Here is a 19,360-nt window from a genome sequence, read left to right as displayed (position 1 = left end):
CCCCCCCCCCCCCCCCCCCCCCCCCCCCCCCCCCCCCGCCCCCCCCCCCCCCCCCCCCCCCCCCTCGCCGTCGTGGCCGACGCGTCAGACCGCGGTGGCCGGGTACGTCGGGTACTCGACGCCCGAGACGTGCTGGACGACCCGGACGACCTGGCAGGAGTAGCCGAACTCGTTGTCGTACCAGAGGTAGAGGATCGCGTTGTCGCCGTCGACCTTGAGCGCGCCGGCGTCCACGATCGAGGCGTGGCGGGAGCCGATGAAGTCGCTGGAGACCGCGTCGGGCGCCGTGATGAAGTCGATCTGGCGCTTGAGCGGCGAGGTCAGGGAGACCTCGCGCAGGTAGTCGTGCACCTGCTCGCGGGTGGTCTCGCGGGCCAGCTGGAGGTTGAGGATCGCGATCGAGACGTCCGGCACCGGGACGCGGATCGAGCTGCCGCTGATCTTCGCCTTCAGGTCGGGCAGCGCCTTCGCGACCGCGGAGGCGGCACCGGTCTCGGTGATCACCATGTTGAGCGCCGCGGACCGGCCGCGGCGCTCGGACTTGTGGTAGTTGTCCAGCAGGTTCTGGTCGTTGGTGAACGAGTGGACGGTCTCCACGTGGCCGCGCAGCACCCCGTACTCGTCGTCCATGGCCTTCAGCGGCGGGACGATCGCGTTGGTGGTGCAGGAGGCGCAGGACAGGATCTGCTCGTCCGGCTTGATGGTGTCGTGGTTGACGCCGTGCACGATGTTCGGGACGTCGCCCTTGCCCGGCGCGGTCAGCACGACCTTCTCGATGCCGGGGCGCAGGTGCTTGGACAGGCCCTCGCGGTCGCGCCACTTGCCCGTGTTGTCGATGAGGATGGCGTCGCGGATGCCGTACTCGGTGTAGTCCACGTGCGACGGGTCGTCGGCGTAGATCACCTTGATCTCGTTGCCGTTGGCGACGATCGTGCTGTTGTCCTCGTCCACCGTGATGGTGCCCTGGAACTGGCCGTGGATGGAGTCGCGGCGCAGCAGCGAGGCGCGCTTGACGATGTCCTGGGCGCCGCCGCCGCGCACCACGATGGCGCGCAGCCGCAGGCCGTTGCCGGAGCCGGACTTCTCGATCAGCAGACGGGCGACGAGGCGGCCGATGCGGCCGAAGCCGTACAGCACGACGTCGCGCGACTCGCGGCGCTCGATCTTGTTGGCGCCCGTGGCACCGGCGACGGCCTCGGCGGTGAACTCCGCCACGCTCAGCCCGCGGTCGTCGGCCTGGTACAGGGTGGCCAGCATGCCCAGGTCGATCTGGGACGGCCCGAGGTCCAGCGCGGCCAGGGCCTGGAGGAACGGCATGGTCTCGGTGACCGACAGCTCGGCACCGGCGATCTGCCGGGCGAAGCGGTGGGTCTTGAGGATGCTGACCACCGACTTGTTCACCAGGGAGCGGCTGTGCAGCAGGACGGTCACGTCCTGCTCGCGGTGCAGCTTCCCGATGAGCGGGATCATCGACTCCGCGATCTCCTCGCGGATCTTCCAGTTGGTGAACGAGTCGTCGTTGACAGTCACGGATCCATCTTTCGAGCTAGGCAGCGCTCATATGGTAACCACACCTCCGTGCTGCTCCCGGCGGGGGGCTTCCGGGGGTGCGTGCGGGGCGCGCGCGGAGCGTGGGCGCGCTCCGATTCCTGAATCAGAGTGGAAGACCGTGAGAAACCCGGGTCGCGAATTGCGCGCCCCCGACGTCGTGACCAAGGTCGGTGCGTGAGCACGTCCTCCGTACCCCGGCCCGAGTCCGACGCGGTCCTCCGCCCGCTCCGCCGCCCCGCCCTCGCGCACCTCGGCCGGCACCGGATCCCCGAGGGCGCCCTGCCGGCCCTCGCGCTGTTCGCGGTGGTCCGGCTCGCCGGCGTCGCCGCCGTGATCGCCGCCGGGCACCTCACCGGGCACTCGGCGGCCAGAAGCCTGGCCCACTCCTGGGACTCCCGCTGGTACCTGCACATCGCGGCCCACGGCTACGGCCGGCTCATCTGGATCACCCCGACCGGCGGGGTGCAGGCGGACTGGGCGTTCTTCCCGCTCTACCCCGGTCTCGTCCGCGCCCTGACCACCGTCCTCCCGTTCACCTGGGGCCAGGCCGCACTGCTCACCGCCTGGGCCGCCGCGCTGGTGGCCGCGTACGGCCTCTACCGCCTCGGCCACCACCTGTACGGGCGCGCCGTCGCCACCACTCTGGTCGGCCTGTGGGCCGTGCTGCCGCACGCCGTCGAGCTGACCATCGCCTACACCGAGTCCCTGTTCGCCGCCCTCGCCGTCTGGTCCCTGTACTGCGTGCTCAAGGGCCGCTGGCTGTGGGCCGGTGCACTGGCCGCGCTGGCGGGCCTGGCCCGGCCGACCGGGTTCGCGGTGGCGGCGGCCGTCGGTGTCGCCGCCGCTCAGGAGGTCCTGCGGCGGCGCGGCCGGGTACCAGGGGCGCTGTGGGCCGGCGCACTGATCGCGCCGCTCGGCTGGTTCGGCTACGTGCTCTGGGTGGGCGCGCGCACGGGCGACCTGCTCGGCGGCTACTTCAAGGTGCAGAGCGCCTGGGACTCGCGCTTCGACTTCGGCGCCGGCGCCCTGCGGTTCCTCAGGGCGCTGTTCCTGCACGGCGGCGGTGTCGTCTACCCGGCGGCCCTGATGATCGTCCTGACCTGCGTCCTGCTCTTCGGGCTGCTCTGCCTGGACCGCGCCCCGCTGGTCCTGGTGGTCTTCGCCGGGGTGCTGGTGCTGCTCGTGGCCTGCGGGTCGGGCTCGTTCTCCTCCAAGCCGCGCTTTCTGCTCCCCGTGTTCCCGCTGCTGATCCCGCCTGCACGCGCCCTCGCCCGCACCTGGCGGGTGCGGCCGGCCCGGGCGCTGCTCGTCGGCGGCGCGCTCGCCGTCGTGTCCGTCCTGTACGGCGCGTACGTCGTCGTGGTGGCCCACTCCCCGCTGTGAGGTGCCGGGGGAGGGGCGCCGACCGTACGGCCCTGCGACCGGGTCGCCCCGCCCGGGCCCGGTGGCTGGATCCGCGGCCGGCGCGCTGGAAGGATCTTCCGGGAGTCCGGACGAGAGAGGCGGGTCGATGAGGCTGCACACCCACGAGTGGGGGACCGGGGACCGGGTCGCCGTCCTGGTGCACGGGATCATGTCCGACCACAGGACCTGGCGCCGGGTCGCCCCGGTCCTGGCGGACAAGGGCTACCGGGTCGTCGGTGTGGACCTGCGCGGGCACGGCGCCAGCGGCCACGGCGAGTACAGCGCCGAGATCTGGGCCGACGACCTGGTGGAAAGCCTGCCGCGCAAACCCGAGCTGGCGATCGGGCACTCGCTCGGCGCGATGGCGCTGGCCCTCGCCGCCGAGCGGCTCGCACCGGCCCGGGCCGTCTACTGCGACCCGGCCTGGGAGCCCGCGGCGGACCTCGCCGCGGCCGGTGCCCTGTTCGCGGACTTCAAGAACGCGAGCCGCGCGATGATCACGCACTTCAACCCGCGCTGGGAGGAGGCCGACGTCGACGTGGAGCTGGCCACCCTCGCCCTCTGGGACCCCGCGACCGCCCACGCCCTCGCGGACGTCTACGCGGTCAGCAGGACCCCGGCACGCCCCGTGGTGCCCTCACTGGTGGTGCGGGCCGGCTCCAGCGCCCTGGTGCCACCCGCCCTCGCGGAGCGGCTGACCCGGGAGGGCTTCGAGGTCCGCACCGTCACGAACGCCGGCCACACCCTCTACCGGGACGACTTCGACGGGTTCATGGCGGCCCTGGACGGATGGGTCTGACCCCCTCCTGCGTCGCGCGCACGATCGGCCCGTCCGAGAGTCGACGATCGGCCCGTTCATGAGTCAGCGCCGGTCGGCTGGGTAGGCGTGCTGACGCCCGAGGAAAGGATCGTCATGACGACCTACGTCATCACTGTGCCCGGTACCTTCACCACGGGAGTCGGGGCCGACACCCGCGACGTGCTGGGCCGGGCGCTCAGGCCGGCCGACCCGCACACCACGCGGATGGGCAGCAGCGAGGACCTGGACGTGCTCAGCGTCAACGAGGACAACACCTTCACGCTGCGCCTCACCGTCGACGCGGACACCGGGCCGCACGCCGAGCAGGAGGCCCGCCGGCTCGCGGACTCCGCGCTGCGCAGCGCGGGGCTCGACGAGAACACGGCCCCGCTGGGACCCGCTGTGATCACCGGTATCGACTCGGAGATCGGGGGCTGACCGGCAGGGCCGGCGCACACTCCCATGGGGCAGGATCAACCGATATAGGTAAAATCTAGGCGTTTACCCCGAAGGGCCGCCCGGCCCGGCCGGAAGTGATCCATGCCCCGCAAGCGCACCACGGACGACGGCGACGAGCTGCTGGCCAGACTCGGGTCGCTGACCGCCCAGGCGCGCGAGCGGGCGGAGCGGCAGCGCACCCAGGTCGAGCTGGCCATCGCGCTGCAGCGCGGCATGCTGCCCCGGAACCTGCCCACCGCCTCCGGCCTGCACCTGGCGGTACGGTACGCGCCCGCCACCTACGGCCTGAACGTGGGCGGCGACTGGTACGACGCCTTCACCATGCCCGACGGCCGGATAGGGCTCTCCATCGGCGACGTCCAGGGGCACAACATCGAGGCGGCCGCCTTCATGGGGCAGGTCCGGGCCGGGCTGCGCGCCCTCGCCTCCGTCACCAGCGAGCCGGGCGACCTGCTCGCCCGGACCAACGACCTGCTGCTCTCCCTGGGCAGCGACCTGTTCGCCACCTGCACCTTCATGCGGCTCGACCCGGCCACGGGGGTGCTGGAGAGCGCACGGGCCGGGCACATCCCCTTCGTGTGGGCCACGGCCGAGGGCCAGTCCGGGGTGGTCGACGACGAGGGAGGGCCGCCGCTCGGCGTCCAGCGGGGCATGGAGTACCCGGTGACCCGGCACCACCTCACCACCGGCGGAATGTTCGTACTGCTCACCGACGGCGTGGTGGAGGGCCCCTCGCTGAACATCGAGGACGGGCTGCAGCATGTGGTGCGGCTCGCCGGCATCGCCGCCGTGGCGGGTCTCGAGGCGCACGCGCTGGCCGGAGCCGTGATCAAGGGCGCGGAGAGCGTGGGACACGAGGACGACGCCGCCGTCCTCGTCGTGGGCCTCGACGGTCCCTGTGCCACGGGTCTCGAGAGTGCCCGCGTTCCCTCATAGGGCGGGACGCTCCGCCGCTCGCGTGGCCGATCGGCGGCCATCGGTGTGAGATGGCTGCTGTGGCGGGTTTCGTGGATGTGCGGGGGCCGGGCGGCTACGCCGTCCAGGTACTGGCCGTCGCCGCCTGCTACTACGGGGCGGCCCGGCTCGGACTGCTGCGCCGGCTCGTCGTCGAGGGCGCCGTCGTCACCCCCATCTGGCCACCGACCGGCGTCGCCGTCGCCGCACTCCTGGTCTTCGGGCTGGCCGCCTGGCCCGGCATCACCATCGGCGCGTTCTTCGCCGTCCTGACCCTCTCCACCCCCGGCGTCGACATGCTGGGCTTCCTGTTCGGCAACACCGTCGCGCCCGTGTGCGCGGTGCTGCTGCTGCGCCGGTCCGGCTTCCGTATGGAGCTCAGCCGATTGCGCGACGGACTCGCGCTGGTGTTCCTGGGCGCGCTGTCCGCCATGATGATCAGCGCGAGTGTCGGCGTCGGCCTGCTGCTGGCCACGGACAAGCTACCCGTGCACAACTTCTGGGCCGTCTGGCTGGCCTGGTGGGTGGGCGACGCGATGGGCGTGCTGATCGTCACCCCGATCGCGCTGCTGCTGTACAAGTCCCGCTGGCCGCTGCCCCTCGGCCGCTGGAAGGAGGCCACCGCGCTGGCCGTGGTGGCCTGCGCCGTGGTGCCGCTCGCCGCCTACAGCTCGGTCAGCCTGCTCTTCCTCGTCTACCCGCTCCTCATCTGGGCCGCCCTGCGCTTCCAGCTCGTGGGCAGCATGCTCTGCGCGCTGCTCACCTCCGTGCTGGCCACTGTCGCCGCCACGGATGGGGACGGTGCCTTCGCCGGGCTGAGCCGGATCGAGGTCATGGCGAAACTCCAGGCGTTCAACGGTGCGATGGCCCTGACCGCGCTGCTGCTGTCCGCGGTGATCACCGAGCAGCGCCACACCCGGCGCTCGGTGGAGCGGGCCTGCCAGGAACTGGTCGAGGTACTCGAACACCTGACCGCGGGCGAGGTGCCGCCGGCCGCCCGGCCCGCCTCCGGCCCCGAGGAACGACCCCGCCCGGGCCGTACCCCGGGCCCCGGACCCGGCTGACACGCTCCCGCCGGGCGTCCGGCGGGAGCACCACCGGGACATCGCGGGAGAACCCGCTACTTCGCCCCCCGAACAGGCCGTTCACGGCGTGTCGAAAGGCCGGGCCGGGGCACTGGGAGACGATGGGCGGTGCCCTGCGGGCACAGGGCCGGGGCAGCGGGACGGAACGGCAGGACGGCATGGAACAGCGCGTGGCAGCGGGCGGACACGGCCGGCGGACCGCGACCGCCGGCCCCGGGGACCCGGCACGGCACCCGGACCCGGACACCGACGCACGCCGCCGCATCCCGCGCACCGACACGCTCCTGCGCGACCCCCGGCTGGCCGCGGCGGCGGACCGGCTGGGCGAGCGCCTGGTCAAGGACGCCATCCGGAACGCACAGCGCCAGGCACGCGACGGGACCGTCCCGCCCGAGCGGGTGGCGGACACGGCGGTCGCCCTGCTGCCCGCCGGCTGCGGCGGTCTGCGCCCGGTCGTCAACGCCACCGGCGTACTGCTGCACACCAATCTCGGCCGGGCACCGCTGTCGGCGGCGGCCCGGCAGGCCGTGGCGGAGGCCGCCGGACCCACCGACGTCGAACTCGACCTCGCGAGCGGCGTACGGGCCCGCCGCGGCCGCTCCGCCCTCGCCGCACTGCGCGACCGGGTGCCCTCGGCCGGCGCCGCGCACGTCGTCAACAACGGCGCCGCCGCCCTGGTGCTGGCCGCCACCGCCCTCGCGGCCGGCCGGGAGATCGTCATCAGCCGCGGCGAGATGGTGGAGATCGGGGACGGCTTCCGCCTGCCCGACCTGCTCGTCTCCACCGGCGCCCGGCTCCGCGAGGTGGGTACGACCAACCGGACCACCGCCGCCGACTACGCCGAGGCGATCGGGCCCGACACCGGCTTCGTGCTGAAGGTGCACCCCTCCAACTTCCTCGTCACCGGCTTCACCCGGGCCGCCGAGGCCGGCGAACTGACCGGCCTCGGCGTCCCGGTCGTCGTCGACATCGGCTCCGGACTGCTCGCCCCGCACCCGGTGCTGCCCGCCGAACCGGACGCCGACACCCAGCTGCGGGCCGGCGCCGCCCTGGTCACCGCCAGCGGCGACAAACTGCTCGGCGGCCCCCAGTGCGGACTCCTGCTCGGGCGCGAGGACCTCGTCAGCACCCTGGCCCGGCATCCGCTGGCCCGCGCCCTGCGCGTCGACAAGCTCACCCTGGCCGCCCTGGAGGCCACGCTCACCGGACCGCCCACCCCGACCGAGGCCGCCCTCACCGCCGACCCGGCCGGCCTCGCCGAACGCGCCGAGCGGCTCGCCGCCGCCCTGCGGGCCGACGGCACGGACGCCCGCGCCGTCGGCAGCGCCGCCACCGTCGGCGGCGGCGGGGCACCCGGTGTCATGCTGCCCAGCGCCGCGCTCTCCCTGCCCGAGCCGTACGCCGCCGTACTGCGCGTCGGCCGGGACTCCGTGGTCGGCCGGCTGGAGGCGGGGCGCTGCCTGCTCGACCTGCGCACGGTCCCGCCCGAGGACGACGAGCGGCTGGCCGGGGCCGTCCGGGCGGCCCGCCCGGCCGCGGAGAGGTAGGCGGCATGCACGTCCTCGCCACCGCGGGCCACGTCGACCACGGCAAGTCCGCTCTCGTCCGGGCGCTCACCGGCATGGAGCCCGACCGCTACGAGGAGGAGCGCCGCCGGGGCCTGACCCTCGACCTCGGATTCGTGTGGACCAGGCTCGGCCCGGACGGCGAGCACCTCGCCTTCGTGGACGTGCCGGGGCACGAGCGGTTCGTCGCGACCATGCTGGCCGGCGCCGGGCCGGTGCCCGCCGTGCTGTTCGTGGTCGCGGCCGACCAGGGCTGGCAGCCCCAGTCGCGGGAACACCTGGCCGTCCTCGACGCGCTCGGCGTCCGGCACGGCGTCCTCGCGGTGACCCGCAGCGACCTCGCCGACCCCGGCCCCGTGCGCGCGGACGCCGTCGAGCGGCTGGCCGCCACCTCGCTCGGCACGGTGCCCGCCGTCGCCGTCAGCGCCGTCACCGGCCGCGGACTCGACGAACTCCGCCGCGAACTGGCCCTCCTCGCCGCCCGGTTGCCGGTGCCCGACGCCGAGGCCGACGTACGGCTGTGGCTCGACCGGGCGTTCACCGTGCGCGGCCACGGCACCGTGGTGACCGGCACGCTCGGCGCGGGCACCCTGCGCCTCGGCGACCGGCTGGTCACCGGCGACGGCGGGGCCGTCCTGCGGGTGCGCGGGCTGCAGAGCCTCCAGGAGGAGCGGACGGAGGTGAGCGGGGTGGCACGGGTCGCCGTCAACGTGCACGGCCCCGGGGACGGGAGCCTGCGCCGCGGGCAGGTGCTGCTCACCCCGGACCGCTGGCTGCTCACCGGCACGGTCGACGTCCGGGTCGCCGGCGAGCCGGCCGCCGACCTGCCCCGCTCGCTCACCCTGCACATCGGCGCTGCGGCCGTCCCGGTCACCGTCCGCCCGCTCGGCGAGGACACCGCCCGGCTCACCCTGACCCGGGCCCTGCCCCTGCGGATCGGCGACCGCGCCGTGCTGCGCGAGCCCGGCGGCAGCCGCGTCCCTTGCGGTGCCACGGTCCTCGACGTACGGCCGCCCCCGCTCACCCGGCGCGGCGCCGGGCGGGCCCGCGCCGCCGAACTGGCCGGAATGACCGGCCGCCCCGACGGCGCCGCCGAACTGCGCCGGCGTGGACCGGTCCGCCGAGCCGACCTGCTCGCCATGGGCGTCACGCCGCCCGCCGAGCCGGTCGCCGGGGACTGGCTGGCCGACCCCGGCCACTGGACGGACCTGCGGGACCGGCTGGTCCATGAGGCCGGACGGCACGCCCGGGAACACCCGCTGGACCCCGGCCTGCCCACCGAGGCGGCCCGGCGCCTGCTCGGCCTCCCCGACCGCGCGCTCGTCGACGCGCTCGTGCGGACCGAACCACGCCTGCGCGGCCACCAGGGCCGCGTCCACCCCGCCGACTCCCTCGGGCCCAGCCTGCCCCCGCCCGTCCGGGCCGCCGTGGACGCCGTACGCCAGGACCTGACGCGCACTCCGTTCCGCGCGCCCGAGGCCGACCGGCTGACCCGGCTGGGGCTCACCCGCAGGACGCTGGCCGCCGCCGTGTCCGCCGGCGCGCTGCTGCGGATCGCCGACGGCATCGTGCTGCTGCCCGGCGCGGACACCGAGGCCGCGGCCGTACTGCGCGGCCTGCCGCAGCCGTTCACGCTGAGCGAGGCCCGGCAGGCCCTCGACACCACCCGCCGGGTGGCCGTACCGCTGCTGGAGCACCTCGACGCCCAGGGGCACACGGAACGCGTCGACGACCAGCGCCGCCGCTGCCGGCCCGACGGGGGGAACGGAGGCGGACGGGAATCGAACCCGCCTGCCCGAGATCCTCGGACACCTCGGTTTTGAAGACCGGGAGGGCCACCAGGCACCCACACGCCTCCACCGCTCGACCAGGCTAGTGCCCCAGGAGACAGGTATGACACCGACCCGCCAGGACGCCGTCCGCCTCACGCAGTTCGCGCACGGCGGCGGCTGCGCCTGCAAGATCCCGCCCGGCGAACTGGAGGAGGTCGTCGGCAGTCTGGGCGCGCCGCCCGTCGGCGGCACGCCGCTGCTCGTGGGCCTCGCCACCGGCGACGACGCCGCCGTCGTCACGCTGCCCGGGCAGGCGGGCACGGCCGTCGTGTGCACCGCCGACTTCTTCACCCCCGTCGTCGACGACCCGTACGACTGGGGGCGCATCGCCGCCGCCAACGCCCTGTCGGACGTGTACGCGATGGGCGGCCGGCCCCTGGTCGCGGTCAACCTCCTCGCCTGGCCCCGCGACCGGCTCCCGTTCGAGCTGGCCCGGGAGGTGCTGCGCGGCGGCCTCGACATCGCCACCGAGGCGGGCTGCCACATCGGCGGCGGCCACAGCGTCGACGACCCGGAGCCGAAGTACGGCATGGCCGTCACCGGGGTCGCCGACCCCGAGCGGCTGCTGCGCAACGACACGGGCCGGCCCGGTATGCCGCTGTCGCTGACCAAGCCGCTCGGCCTCGGCGTGCTGAACAACCGTCACAAGGCCACCGGCGAGCGGTTCGAGAACGCCGTCGCGACCATGACCGCCCTCAACCGCGACGCCTCGCTGGCCGCGCTGGCCGCCGGAGCCACCTGCGCCACCGACGTCACCGGCTTCGGCCTCCTCGGCCATCTGCACAAGCTCGCCCGCGCCTCCGGCGTGACCGCCGTGATCGACACCGCGGCCGTGCCCTACCTGGAGGGCGCGCGGGAGGCCGTACGGGACGGCTACGTCAGCGGCGGCACCCGGCGCAACCTCGAATGGGTCGCGCCGCACACCGACTTCGGGTCCACGGACGCGGACACCCGGCTGCTGCTCGCCGACGCCCAGACCTCGGGCGGGCTGCTCGTGGCCGGGGAGGTGCCCGGAGCGCCGGTCATCGGGGAACTGGTGCCGTACGACGGCAGCCATACCCTCCTGCTTCGCTGACGCCGGCTCCGCCGAGGGGTATCGGGACGGGTCACCGCGGCTCGCGGCCACCCGGCCCGCGCCCCGGTGACGCCCGCCCGGGCGGCACTCAGGGCTCGGTGCCGGTGTGCTCGTCGATGCCCGCCCGGGCCCGGTAGGCCCGCACCAGCTCCAGGGACGCCGGTCCGCGCGGCCGGCGGCCCGGGCGGATGTCCACGGCGAACGCCTTCGCCTCCTGGATGTGCGTGTTCGGGTCGAGCGACAGATGCAGCAGTTCGTTGGCCGCGTCCCCGGTGGTGTAACCGTTGGGCCCCCAGTGGTAGGGCAGGCCCACCTGGTGCAGCCTGCGCCCCTGCACGGTCAGCGGAGCCATCCGGTCGGTCACCAGCACCCGCGCCTCCACCACCCCGCGGGCGCTGACGATCGTCGCCCAGCCCGTGTGCTCAAGACCGCGTTCGGTGGCCAGCTCCGGGGACACCTCGCAGAAGAACTCCGGTTGCAGCTCGGCCAGATACGGCTGCCAGCGCGACATGCCGCCCGCCGTGTGATGCTCGGTGAGCCGGTAGGTGGTGGCCACGTAGGGGAACACCTGGGAGCCGGGCTCGTCACCGCTCGGCTGGTAGCGGTTGTCCGGTTTCGAGGGCATCACGTGCCGGACCGGGTTGCGCTGCTGCTCGTACAGCAGGTTCTGGAACGGCGAGTCCTGCGGCTCGTAGTGCACCGGCAGGGGGCCGTCGGTGAGCCCGGACGGCACGTACAGCCAGGCCTTGCCGTCGGCCTGCATGATGAACGGGTCCTTGCCGGACAGCGCCTCGGGGCCGGTGGCGCCCTCGGGCGGCTCGCTGTCGGGCGACTTGTCCTTCTTGAAGTCGGGGACGTCGTGCCCGGACCACTCGCCCTTGTCCGGGTCCCACCACACGAGGGCCTTCCGCTCGCTCCACGGCCTGCCCTCGGGGTCGGCCGAGGCCCGGTTGTACAGGATCCGGCGGTTGGCGGGCCAGGCCCACGCCCATTCGGCCGCCACCCAGTCCTGCTCCCGGCCGGGCCTGCGGCGGGCGGCCTGGTTGACCCCGTCCGCGTAGACCCCGCAGTAGATCCAGCAGCCGCAGGACGTCGAGCCGTCGGGCTTCAGCTGCTCGTAGGAGGACAGCGGGTCGCCCTCGGCGTCATGGCCGTTGATCTCGGCGAGCACCGCCTCGGCGTCCGGCTCGGCGAGCGGGCCCTTCGTCGGGTAGTCCCAGGCGAGGTCCAGCAGCGGCCGGTCCATCTCGTCGGTCGACCCGGCGAGCTTCTCCCGGATCAGCCGTCCCAGGTGGTAGGTGAACCACAGGTCACTGCGCGACTCGCCGGGCGGCTCCACCGCCTGGTGGTGCCACTGCAGCAGCCGCTGGGTGTTGGTGAAGCTGCCGTCCTTCTCGGTGTGCGCGGCGGCCGGCAGGAAGAACACCTCGGTGCCGATGTCCTCCGTGCGCAGCTCACCGGTCTCGATCTCCGGGCCGTCCTTCCACCAGGTCGCCGACTCGATCAGCGAGAAGTCGCGCACCACCAGCCAGTCGAGGTTCGCCATCCCGAGCCGCATCAGCTTGGAGTTGGCGTTGCCCACCGCCGGGTTCTCGCCCACCAGGAAGTAGCCCTTGCAGACGCCCTCCAGCTGGGCCATCGTCGTCTCGTACGTCGAGTGCGAGCCGGTCAGCCGCGGCAGGTAGTCGAAGCAGTAGTCGTTCTCCTCGGTCGCCGCGTCACCCCAGTAGGCCTTGAGCAGGCTCACCAGGTACGAGCGCATGTTGCCCCAGTAGCCCTTGTGGGCCGCCTCCGCCTCCACGAAGGCGTCCAGGTCCTCGTTCTTGTGGGCGTGCGGCATCGGGATGTAGCCAGGCAGCAGGTTGAACAGCGTCGGGATGTCCGTCGAGCCCTGGATGGAGGCGTGCCCGCGCAGCGCGAGGATGCCGCCGCCGGGCCGGCCGATGTTGCCCAGCAGGGTCTGGAGCACGGCGGCCGCGCGGATGTACTGCACACCGACCGTGTGCTGCGTCCAGCCCACCGCGTAGGCGAAGGCCGTGGTCCGGTCCCGGCCGGAGTTCTCGGTGAGCAGCTCGCACACCTGGCGGAACAGGTCCTGCGGCACCCCGCAGATCTGCTCGACCATCTCCGGCGTGTAGCGGGCGTAGTGCCGCTTGAGCACCTGGAACACGCAGCGCGGATGGGTGAGGGTCTCGTCCCGTTCCGGCTCGCCCTCGCCGATCACCGCGCCACCCGAGCCGTGCGCCTCGCCGCGGGCCGCCTCGGTCACCGAACTGCGGTCGTCGGCGCCCTTGACGCGCTTGGCGTACTCCTCGTCACGCTGGCCGGAGGCCGCCTGCACCTCGCTGCCCTCGTACTGCCAGCTGGTGTTGTCGTACGAGCGGCTGTCGGTGTCGAGGCCGGAGAAGACGCCCGCCAGGTCCTCGGTGTCCTGGAAGTCCTCGCGCACGATCACCGGGGCGTTGCTGTACGCCACGACGTAGTCGCGGAAGTACTTCTCCTGCTCCAGGACGTAGTTGATGATCCCGCCGAGGAAGGCGATGTCGGTGCCCGCGCGCAGCGGCACGTGCAGGTCCGCGAGCGCGCTGGTGCGGGTGAACCGCGGGTCGACGTGGATCAGCTTCGCGCCCCGCGCCTTGGCCTCCATCACCCACTGGAACCCGACCGGATGGCACTCGGCCATGTTCGAGCCCTCGATGAGGATGCAGTCCGCGTTCTGCAGGTCCTGCTGGAAGGTGGTCGCGCCGCCGCGTCCGAACGAAGTCCCCAGACCGGGAACGGTGGAGGAGTGTCAAACACGCGCCTGGTTCTCGATCTGGATCGCCCCGAGCGCGGTGAACAGCTTCTTGATCAGGTAGTTCTCTTCGTTGTCCAGCGTCGCGCCGCCGAGGCTCGCGATGCCGAGCGTGCGCCGCGTGCGGGTGTCGTCGACCTCCCACTCCCAGCCCTCGCGGCGCGCGGCGATCACCCGGTCGGCGATCATGTCCATCGCCGTGTCCAGGTCGAGGGGCTCCCATTCGGTGCCGTGCGGGCGCCGGTACAGGACCTCGTGCCGGCGGGCTTCCCCCGTCGTCAGCTGAAGGCTCGCCGCGCCCTTCGGGCAGAGCCGGCCGCGGGAGATGGGGGAGTCCGGGTCGCCCTCGATCTGGGTGACCCTGTCGTCCTGGACGTACACGTTCTGGCCGCAGCCCACCGCGCAGTACGGGCAGACGGACTTCACCACCCGGTCGGCGGAGGCGACCCGCGGCTCCAGCCGACCGGTGGGGCCGCTCTTGGCGGCCGCGCCGCGGCCCAGCGGGTCGGTGCCCGTGAGCTGCCGGTAGACCGGCCAGGAGTCGATCCAGGTGCGTACGCCCATGGTGTTCACTCCTCCCGTTCCGTGCCGAGCCGTGCCCGCGGCTCCTGAGGTGGATTCTCCCGCAGCCGGGGGAGCGCGGCATCCCCGGACGCCGCGTGGGCGCGCGGCCGCTCACTTCGGCTGGGCACCGGGCCTCGCCTCCTCCGTCCCGCTCCGGACGAGCGGCGGAGTACCCGCGCCCCGGTACGGCAAACGCGGTCGTCCGCCCACGGGGGGTGCGAGCCCGGCCCGTTGGGGGACCCCGCCGCCGCGGAGTGTCGGTCGAGGGACCGACCGAGGTGCCCGTGACGTCCGATCGGTCGCGGCCGGGGAGGCGCTGCCGGTGTCGGTGCACCCTGGGACATCGACGGCGCCGCGAGGTCCGGCCTGACCACCGCCCGGCTGCGCCGCGCCCCCGAGCGCTACCCGCGCGTCCTGCACCCGCCGCGTCGGTCAGCGACCGGAATGACGGACCTGGCACGGCAACTCGGCGCCCGACCCGCGTGGACGGCTCAACCGCCGCGCTTCGCCAGCCGCTCGCGTTGCGGGACCACCGTGTACTTCGGGTCCTCCGCTGAGGCGACCCCGGCGTGGAAGACGCCGAAGCGCAGGGCGGCCGATCCGGACAGCAGGGCTGCTCCGGCCGCCACGGCGAGGCGCCGGTCGCGCAGGCGCCCCGACAGCACCGCCAGCGCGGCACCGCCCGCCGTCAGTGCCTCCGCCGCCCGCAGCAGCCGACGCGGTTTCCCCTGCTCGAAGGTTTCCGCGGGCAGGCCCATGCGGTGCTTCATCGCCCGGAAGGTGCCCAGCTCAAGTGCGGCCCCGAGCGCGGCCATGCGGCGCGCCGGGCCCGCCTGCCCGGTGGGAGTGGCAGCCAGCGCGAGACCGGCCGCCGCGGTGGCACCGGACCCCGCGAAGACGTACGGCAGCTCCCGGTGGCCCTCGTGCCACGAGGGCACGGCGGTGTCCGAGAGCAGCACGGCCGTGTACGTCGCCACCGCCGGGCCGAGGACGGCGGCGCCCGCCGTGGCCAGCGAGCCCACCCGCCGGGCGCGCCCCGTGAGGTCCACGGCCGCGGCGCCCAGCGCCAGCGGCGCGTACCCGGACAGTACCCAGGAGCCCACGCTCATCGGCGAGGTGGGCTTGAAGACCCGCAGCATGTTCAGGAAGCGCGCCGGGCGGCCCAGGTCGTGCACGAGCGCGACCAGCGACAGGCTGATCGCCCCGGCGGCACCCAGCTTCGCCGGGCGGGCCAGCGCCGGCCGCCCGGTGACGCCCGCGCCGGCCGCCAGCAGCGAGGACGCCCCGGCCAGACCCCCCAGGTACAGGTAGCCCGCGATGTCCAGCGGCTTCCACGTCGGCTTGTTCAGGATCGGCTTGCCGTAGTACGACGAGAACTCCGCCTCCGGGACCATCGGCTGCTCGCCGCGGCCGCCCCGGCCCCGCCGGTGCCGGCGGCGCCCCGCCTTCGCCCCCGTCAGCGCCTCGCGTCCCGGCCGCTCGCCCTGCAGCCCGTCCCGGGTGACATCGGATTCGCTCATCGCGGCCTCCTCGCGAAACTCGCGACGGCCAGCGCGCCGAGCGAGACGGCGGCCATCGCCGCGTGCCGCCACATGTCGGGCAGGTCCCGGGTGGTGACGACCGGGTCCGGGGGCAGTCCGTACACCTCGGGCTCGTCCAGCAGCAGGAAGAACGCGCCGTCCCCGCCCACCCCGTCGTCGGGGCTCTCGCCGTACAGCCGGGCATCGCTCACCCCGGACGCGTGCAGCTGTGCCACCCGGCCCGCGGCCCGCTCCCGCAGTTCCTCCAGCGGCCCGAACTGGATGGAGTCGGTCGGGCAGGACTTGGCGCAGGCAGGCTCCATGCCGACGCCGAGCCGGTCGTAGCACAGGGTGCACTTCCACACCCGGCCGTCGTCCTCGCGCTGGTCGATGACGCCGTACGGGCAGGCCGGCACGCAGTAGCCGCAGCCGTTGCAGACGTCCTCCTGGACGACGACCGTGCCGAACTCGGTGCGGAACAGCGCGCCGGTCGGGCACACGTCCAGGCAGGCCGCGTGCGTGCAGTGCTTGCACACGTCCGACGCCATCAGCCAGCGCAGCTCCGTGCGGCCGTCGGGCGACACCGGCGAGATCTCGCCGGCCGGGGCGCCGGCCCGGGCCGCGCCCGCCGGGGGAGCGGTGGCGCCCGGCCCGGGGGAGGCCGTGTCGGTGCCGAGCCGCGAGGCGGCGGCGAACACGTCGACGTCGTCGTGCGAGACCCCCGGTTCCTGCCCACCGAACGGCTTGCGCTGCTCGATGAAGGCCACGTGCCGCCAGGTGTCGGCGCCGAGCCCCTGCGTGTTGTCGTAGGACATGCCGGTCAGTTCGAGGCCGTCCTCCGGAATGGCGTTCCACTCCTTGCAGGCCACTTCACAGGCCTTGCAGCCGATGCACACGGAGGTGTCGGTGAAGAAGCCCATCCTGGGCGGGGCGTCCGGGTAACCGGCGGCACCAGCCACGTCCGGCTGCGGTCCGTACAGCAGGTTGCCCCGGTCCGCCCGGGCCTCCTGATCGCCTCTCATGCCCCGTCCACCTCGCTCACGACTCGTTCCCCTCGGCCGATCCCCCGGGTACCTCGCCGGGCGCCGGCTCGCCCGGCGGGAACGACCAGTCGTCGGGGAACGCCTTGCGCGGGAACTGCTTGCCCGCGGACGCGACCGGCAGGCGCCGGTCGAGTGCGATCACCGACCGCTCGCCGCGGCCCTCGGACCGGGACGACGGATCTTCGTCGGACACCGCCACCGCGTGCTCGCCTTCCGCCTGGTCGTGCGCCCCTCACTCTCGGTGCTCTCCTTCGAGCCTGGCACGGGTGCCCCTGGCCCGCGCGTCCAAAACGGTCCTCGCGGGCCGCGAGCGACGGTGGGACGCGGACCGTCTGCGCGGGGCGGCGCGACTGTCCGGCGGCCGGCACGGCTTTCCGGTGGTCGTCGAGGAGGTCGCCGTGGTGAACGTGTCCGAGAGCGTCGCCGTCCGGCTGCGGTCCCGGGGTGCGGAACGGTGTACGGAGTGTGCCGGGACCGGCCACCGACCCGCTGGTCGGCGTCCTGACGGACGGGCCGGACGCGAACAACGGCGACCTGAACCGGCTGACGCCGCAGCGCCGGGCCGCGGCCGGCGACCCGCCGATCCCGGTGCCGGGGGACCCCGCCCTGCCGTACGCGGAGTGGGCACGGCCGGCCGGGGTGCCCGCGGTCCGCCGCGACCGGCCCCGGCACGTCGCCTCCGTCCGGTCCGACCTGCTCGCCTCGCGCGGTCCGGCGGTGGTGGAGTTCGTCGTGGACGGCCGGACCCTGCCGGACCAGGCGGCCGGGGCCGCCGCCGGCGCCGGCGGCGCGATGCCCACGCGGGGGTGACCGGCCGGTGACGGCCCGCGATGATGGCTTCCATGACGACGGCCGCGCAGTGCGTGAACTTGCCCATGTACCCCGCCGTACGGGTTCCACACCCGTCCGCCCCCTCGTCGCGGGGGCGTGACCCACGGCTTTGTCCACAGTCGTGAAGGTGGGTTAGCCTGCCACGTATTTCTCATCGAGCAATTCCGTGAACTGCGGAAATGCAATCGCCGAATACCGGGTCAGGCCGTGTGCCCGGTTGTGGTTCCGAGCCCTCCGCACGAGGGCTCCTGGGGAGCGGAACGAGGGTGCGCATGGCCGGCAAGGCGACCGGGACGACCGAGGCGGTCCCGGCGGAACAAGAGCTGCGGAGACTCCTCGCGGGGCTGACCGCCGTACGCGACGGCGACTTCGGCACACGTCTGCCCGACGACGCCAGCGGACTCATGGGCGACATCGCCACCGTCTTCAACGGCATGGTCGACCAGCTCTCGGTGTTCACCTCCGAGGTCACCCGGGTGGCCCGCGAGGTCGGTACCGAGGGCACCCTCGGGGGACAGGCCGAGGTCCCGGGCGTCTCCGGCACCTGGGCGGACCTCACCGACTCCGTCAACGCCATGGCGGGCAACCTCACCACGCAGGTCCGCGACATCGCCCAGGTCGCGACCGCCGTGGCCAAGGGCGATCTGTCGCAGAAGATCGACGTGCCCGCGCGCGGCGAGATCCTGCAGCTGAAGGAGACCGTCAACACGATGGTCGACCAGCTCTCCGCGTTCGCCGACGAGGTCACCCGCGTCGCCAAGGAGGTCGGCACCGAAGGGCGCCTGGGGGGTCAGGCGCAGGTGCCCGGCGTCGCCGGCGTCTGGCGCGACCTGACCGATTCGGTCAACTTCATGGCCGGAAACCTCACCGCCCAGGTCCGCAACGTCGCCCAGGTGACGACCGCCGTGGCGCAGGGCGACCTCTCGCAGAAGATCACCGTGGACGCGCGGGGCGAGATCCTGGAGCTCAAGAGCACCATCAACACGATGGTGGACCAGCTCTCGGCGTTCGCCGACGAGGTGACCCGGGTGGCCCGCGAGGTGGGCACCGAGGGCCGCCTCGGCGGCCAGGCGGACGTCAAGGGCGTCAAGGGCACCTGGCGCGACCTGACGGACTCCGTGAACTTCATGGCGGGCAACCTCACCGCCCAGGTGCGCAACGTGGCCCAGGTGGCTACGGCGGTGGCGCAGGGTGACCTCTCGCAGAAGATCACCGTGGACGCCCGCGGCGAGATCCTGGAGCTGAAGAACACCATCAACACGATGGTGGACCAGCTCTCCGCGTTCGCCGACGAGGTGACCCGCGTGGCCCGCGAGGTCGGCACCGCCGGCAACCTCGGCGGTCAGGCCACCGTGCGCGGGGTCTCGGGCACCTGGAAGGACCTCACCGACAACGTCAACGTGATGGCCTCCAACCTGACCGGTCAGGTCCGCTCCATCGCGCAGGTCGCCACCGCCGTCGCCCGCGGCGACCTCTCCCAGAAGATCACCGTCGAGGCCAAGGGCGAGGTCGCCGCACTGGCCGACGTCATCAACACCATGGTCGACACGCTCTCCGCGTTCGCCGACGAGGTGACCCGCGTGGCCCGCGAGGTCGGCACCGAGGGACGCCTGGGCGGCCAGGCCCACGTGCCCAACGTGGCCGGCACCTGGAAGGACCTCACCGACAACGTCAACTCCATGGCCAACAACCTCACCGGCCAGGTGCGCAACATCGCGCTGGTGACCACCGCCGTGGCCAAGGGCGACCTGTCCAAGAAGATCGACGTCGACGCCCGCGGCGAGATCCTCGAACTGAAGACGACGATCAACACGATGGTCGACCAGCTGTCCGCGTTCGCCGACGAGGTGACCCGCGTGGCCCGCGAGGTCGGCACCGAGGGAC

General features: G+C 73.7%; 14 protein-coding genes, 1 tRNA gene and 1 pseudogene. 10 read left to right on the top strand and 6 right to left on the bottom strand.

Features of this window, described 5'->3' with window-relative positions; all coding sequences use genetic code 11:
• Window positions 1-84: 84 nt before the first annotated feature.
• Entirely contained in the window at window positions 85-1,530 is a 1,446-nt protein-coding gene (locus V7E45_RS21830) for a glyceraldehyde-3-phosphate dehydrogenase (RefSeq protein ID WP_333775891.1), read from the bottom strand.
• A 195-nt stretch (window positions 1,531-1,725) separates the two neighbouring features.
• On the opposite strand from V7E45_RS21830, the gene V7E45_RS21825 reads away from it, so the two are divergent.
• The 7 genes and pseudogenes from V7E45_RS21825 to V7E45_RS21795 form a co-directional block, all read left to right on the top strand.
• Window positions 1,726-2,934 (top strand): hypothetical protein, encoded by a 1,209-nt coding sequence (locus V7E45_RS21825; RefSeq protein WP_333775890.1) that lies wholly within the window; start codon window positions 1,726-1,728, stop codon window positions 2,932-2,934.
• A 127-nt stretch (window positions 2,935-3,061) separates the two neighbouring features.
• Window positions 3,062-3,754: an alpha/beta fold hydrolase gene (locus V7E45_RS21820; RefSeq protein WP_333775889.1), complete on the top strand. Its 693-nt coding sequence runs from the start codon at window positions 3,062-3,064 to the stop codon at window positions 3,752-3,754.
• 114 nt (window positions 3,755-3,868) lie between these two features.
• On the top strand, window positions 3,869-4,192 hold the full coding sequence (locus tag V7E45_RS21815; protein ID WP_333775888.1) for a hypothetical protein: 324 nt from the start codon (window positions 3,869-3,871) through the stop codon (window positions 4,190-4,192).
• A gap of 102 nt (window positions 4,193-4,294) precedes the next feature.
• A complete protein-coding gene (locus V7E45_RS21810; protein WP_333775887.1) occupies window positions 4,295-5,149 on the top strand; it encodes a PP2C family protein-serine/threonine phosphatase in 855 nt (284 codons plus the stop codon).
• Between the two features lie 50 nt (window positions 5,150-5,199).
• Window positions 5,200-6,231: an MASE1 domain-containing protein gene (locus V7E45_RS21805; RefSeq protein ID WP_333775886.1), complete on the top strand. Its 1,032-nt coding sequence runs from the start codon at window positions 5,200-5,202 to the stop codon at window positions 6,229-6,231.
• 179 nt (window positions 6,232-6,410) lie between these two features.
• Entirely contained in the window at window positions 6,411-7,799 is a 1,389-nt protein-coding gene (selA, locus tag V7E45_RS21800) for an L-seryl-tRNA(Sec) selenium transferase (protein WP_333775885.1), read from the top strand.
• Between the two features lie 5 nt (window positions 7,800-7,804).
• A pseudogene (locus V7E45_RS21795) lies at window positions 7,805-9,547 on the top strand (SelB domain-containing protein); the annotation flags it as partial.
• A gap of 35 nt (window positions 9,548-9,582) precedes the next feature.
• Here the strand turns inward: V7E45_RS21795 and V7E45_RS21790 are convergent.
• A tRNA-Sec gene (locus tag V7E45_RS21790) sits at window positions 9,583-9,675 on the bottom strand.
• A gap of 35 nt (window positions 9,676-9,710) precedes the next feature.
• On the opposite strand from V7E45_RS21790, the gene selD reads away from it, so the two are divergent.
• Window positions 9,711-10,724: a selenide, water dikinase SelD gene (selD, locus tag V7E45_RS21785; protein WP_333775884.1), complete on the top strand. Its 1,014-nt coding sequence runs from the start codon at window positions 9,711-9,713 to the stop codon at window positions 10,722-10,724.
• Between the two features lie 88 nt (window positions 10,725-10,812).
• Here selD and fdh read toward each other — a convergent pair whose 3' ends face one another.
• The 4 genes from fdh to V7E45_RS21765 all read right to left on the bottom strand — a co-directional run bounded on the left by fdh (window position 10,813) and on the right by V7E45_RS21765 (window position 16,838).
• Window positions 10,813-14,082 carry a formate dehydrogenase gene (fdh, locus tag V7E45_RS21780; RefSeq protein WP_333775883.1) on the bottom strand — a complete coding sequence of 1,090 codons (3,270 nt, stop codon included), beginning with the start codon at window positions 14,080-14,082 and terminating at the stop codon, window positions 10,813-10,815.
• Between the two features lie 491 nt (window positions 14,083-14,573).
• The gene (nrfD, locus tag V7E45_RS21775) at window positions 14,574-15,602 is read right to left on the bottom strand and encodes an NrfD/PsrC family molybdoenzyme membrane anchor subunit (protein WP_333775882.1); all 1,029 of its coding nucleotides are present in this window, start codon (window positions 15,600-15,602) and stop codon (window positions 14,574-14,576) included.
• Entirely contained in the window at window positions 15,599-16,624 is a 1,026-nt protein-coding gene (locus V7E45_RS21770) for a 4Fe-4S dicluster domain-containing protein (RefSeq protein ID WP_333775881.1), read from the bottom strand. Before V7E45_RS21770 ends, nrfD begins: the two co-directional genes overlap by 4 nt.
• A gap of 16 nt (window positions 16,625-16,640) precedes the next feature.
• Complete coding sequence (locus V7E45_RS21765) at window positions 16,641-16,838, bottom strand: hypothetical protein (RefSeq protein ID WP_333775880.1); 198 nt, start codon at window positions 16,836-16,838, stop codon at window positions 16,641-16,643.
• A gap of 272 nt (window positions 16,839-17,110) precedes the next feature.
• Here V7E45_RS21765 and V7E45_RS21760 point away from each other — a divergent pair, with 272 nt between their 5' ends.
• Complete coding sequence (locus V7E45_RS21760) at window positions 17,111-17,455, top strand: hypothetical protein (protein WP_333775879.1); 345 nt, start codon at window positions 17,111-17,113, stop codon at window positions 17,453-17,455.
• A 293-nt stretch (window positions 17,456-17,748) separates the two neighbouring features.
• The coding region (locus V7E45_RS21755) for a HAMP domain-containing protein (RefSeq protein WP_333775878.1) at window positions 17,749-19,360 on the top strand (1,612 nt) is incomplete at its 3' end.

Origin of the sequence: Streptomyces sp. IBSBF 3136 (assembly GCF_036815105.1) — a bacterium.
GTDB lineage: Bacteria > Actinomycetota > Actinomycetes > Streptomycetales > Streptomycetaceae > Streptomyces.
This window is presented reverse-complemented; position numbering and strand designations above follow the sequence as displayed.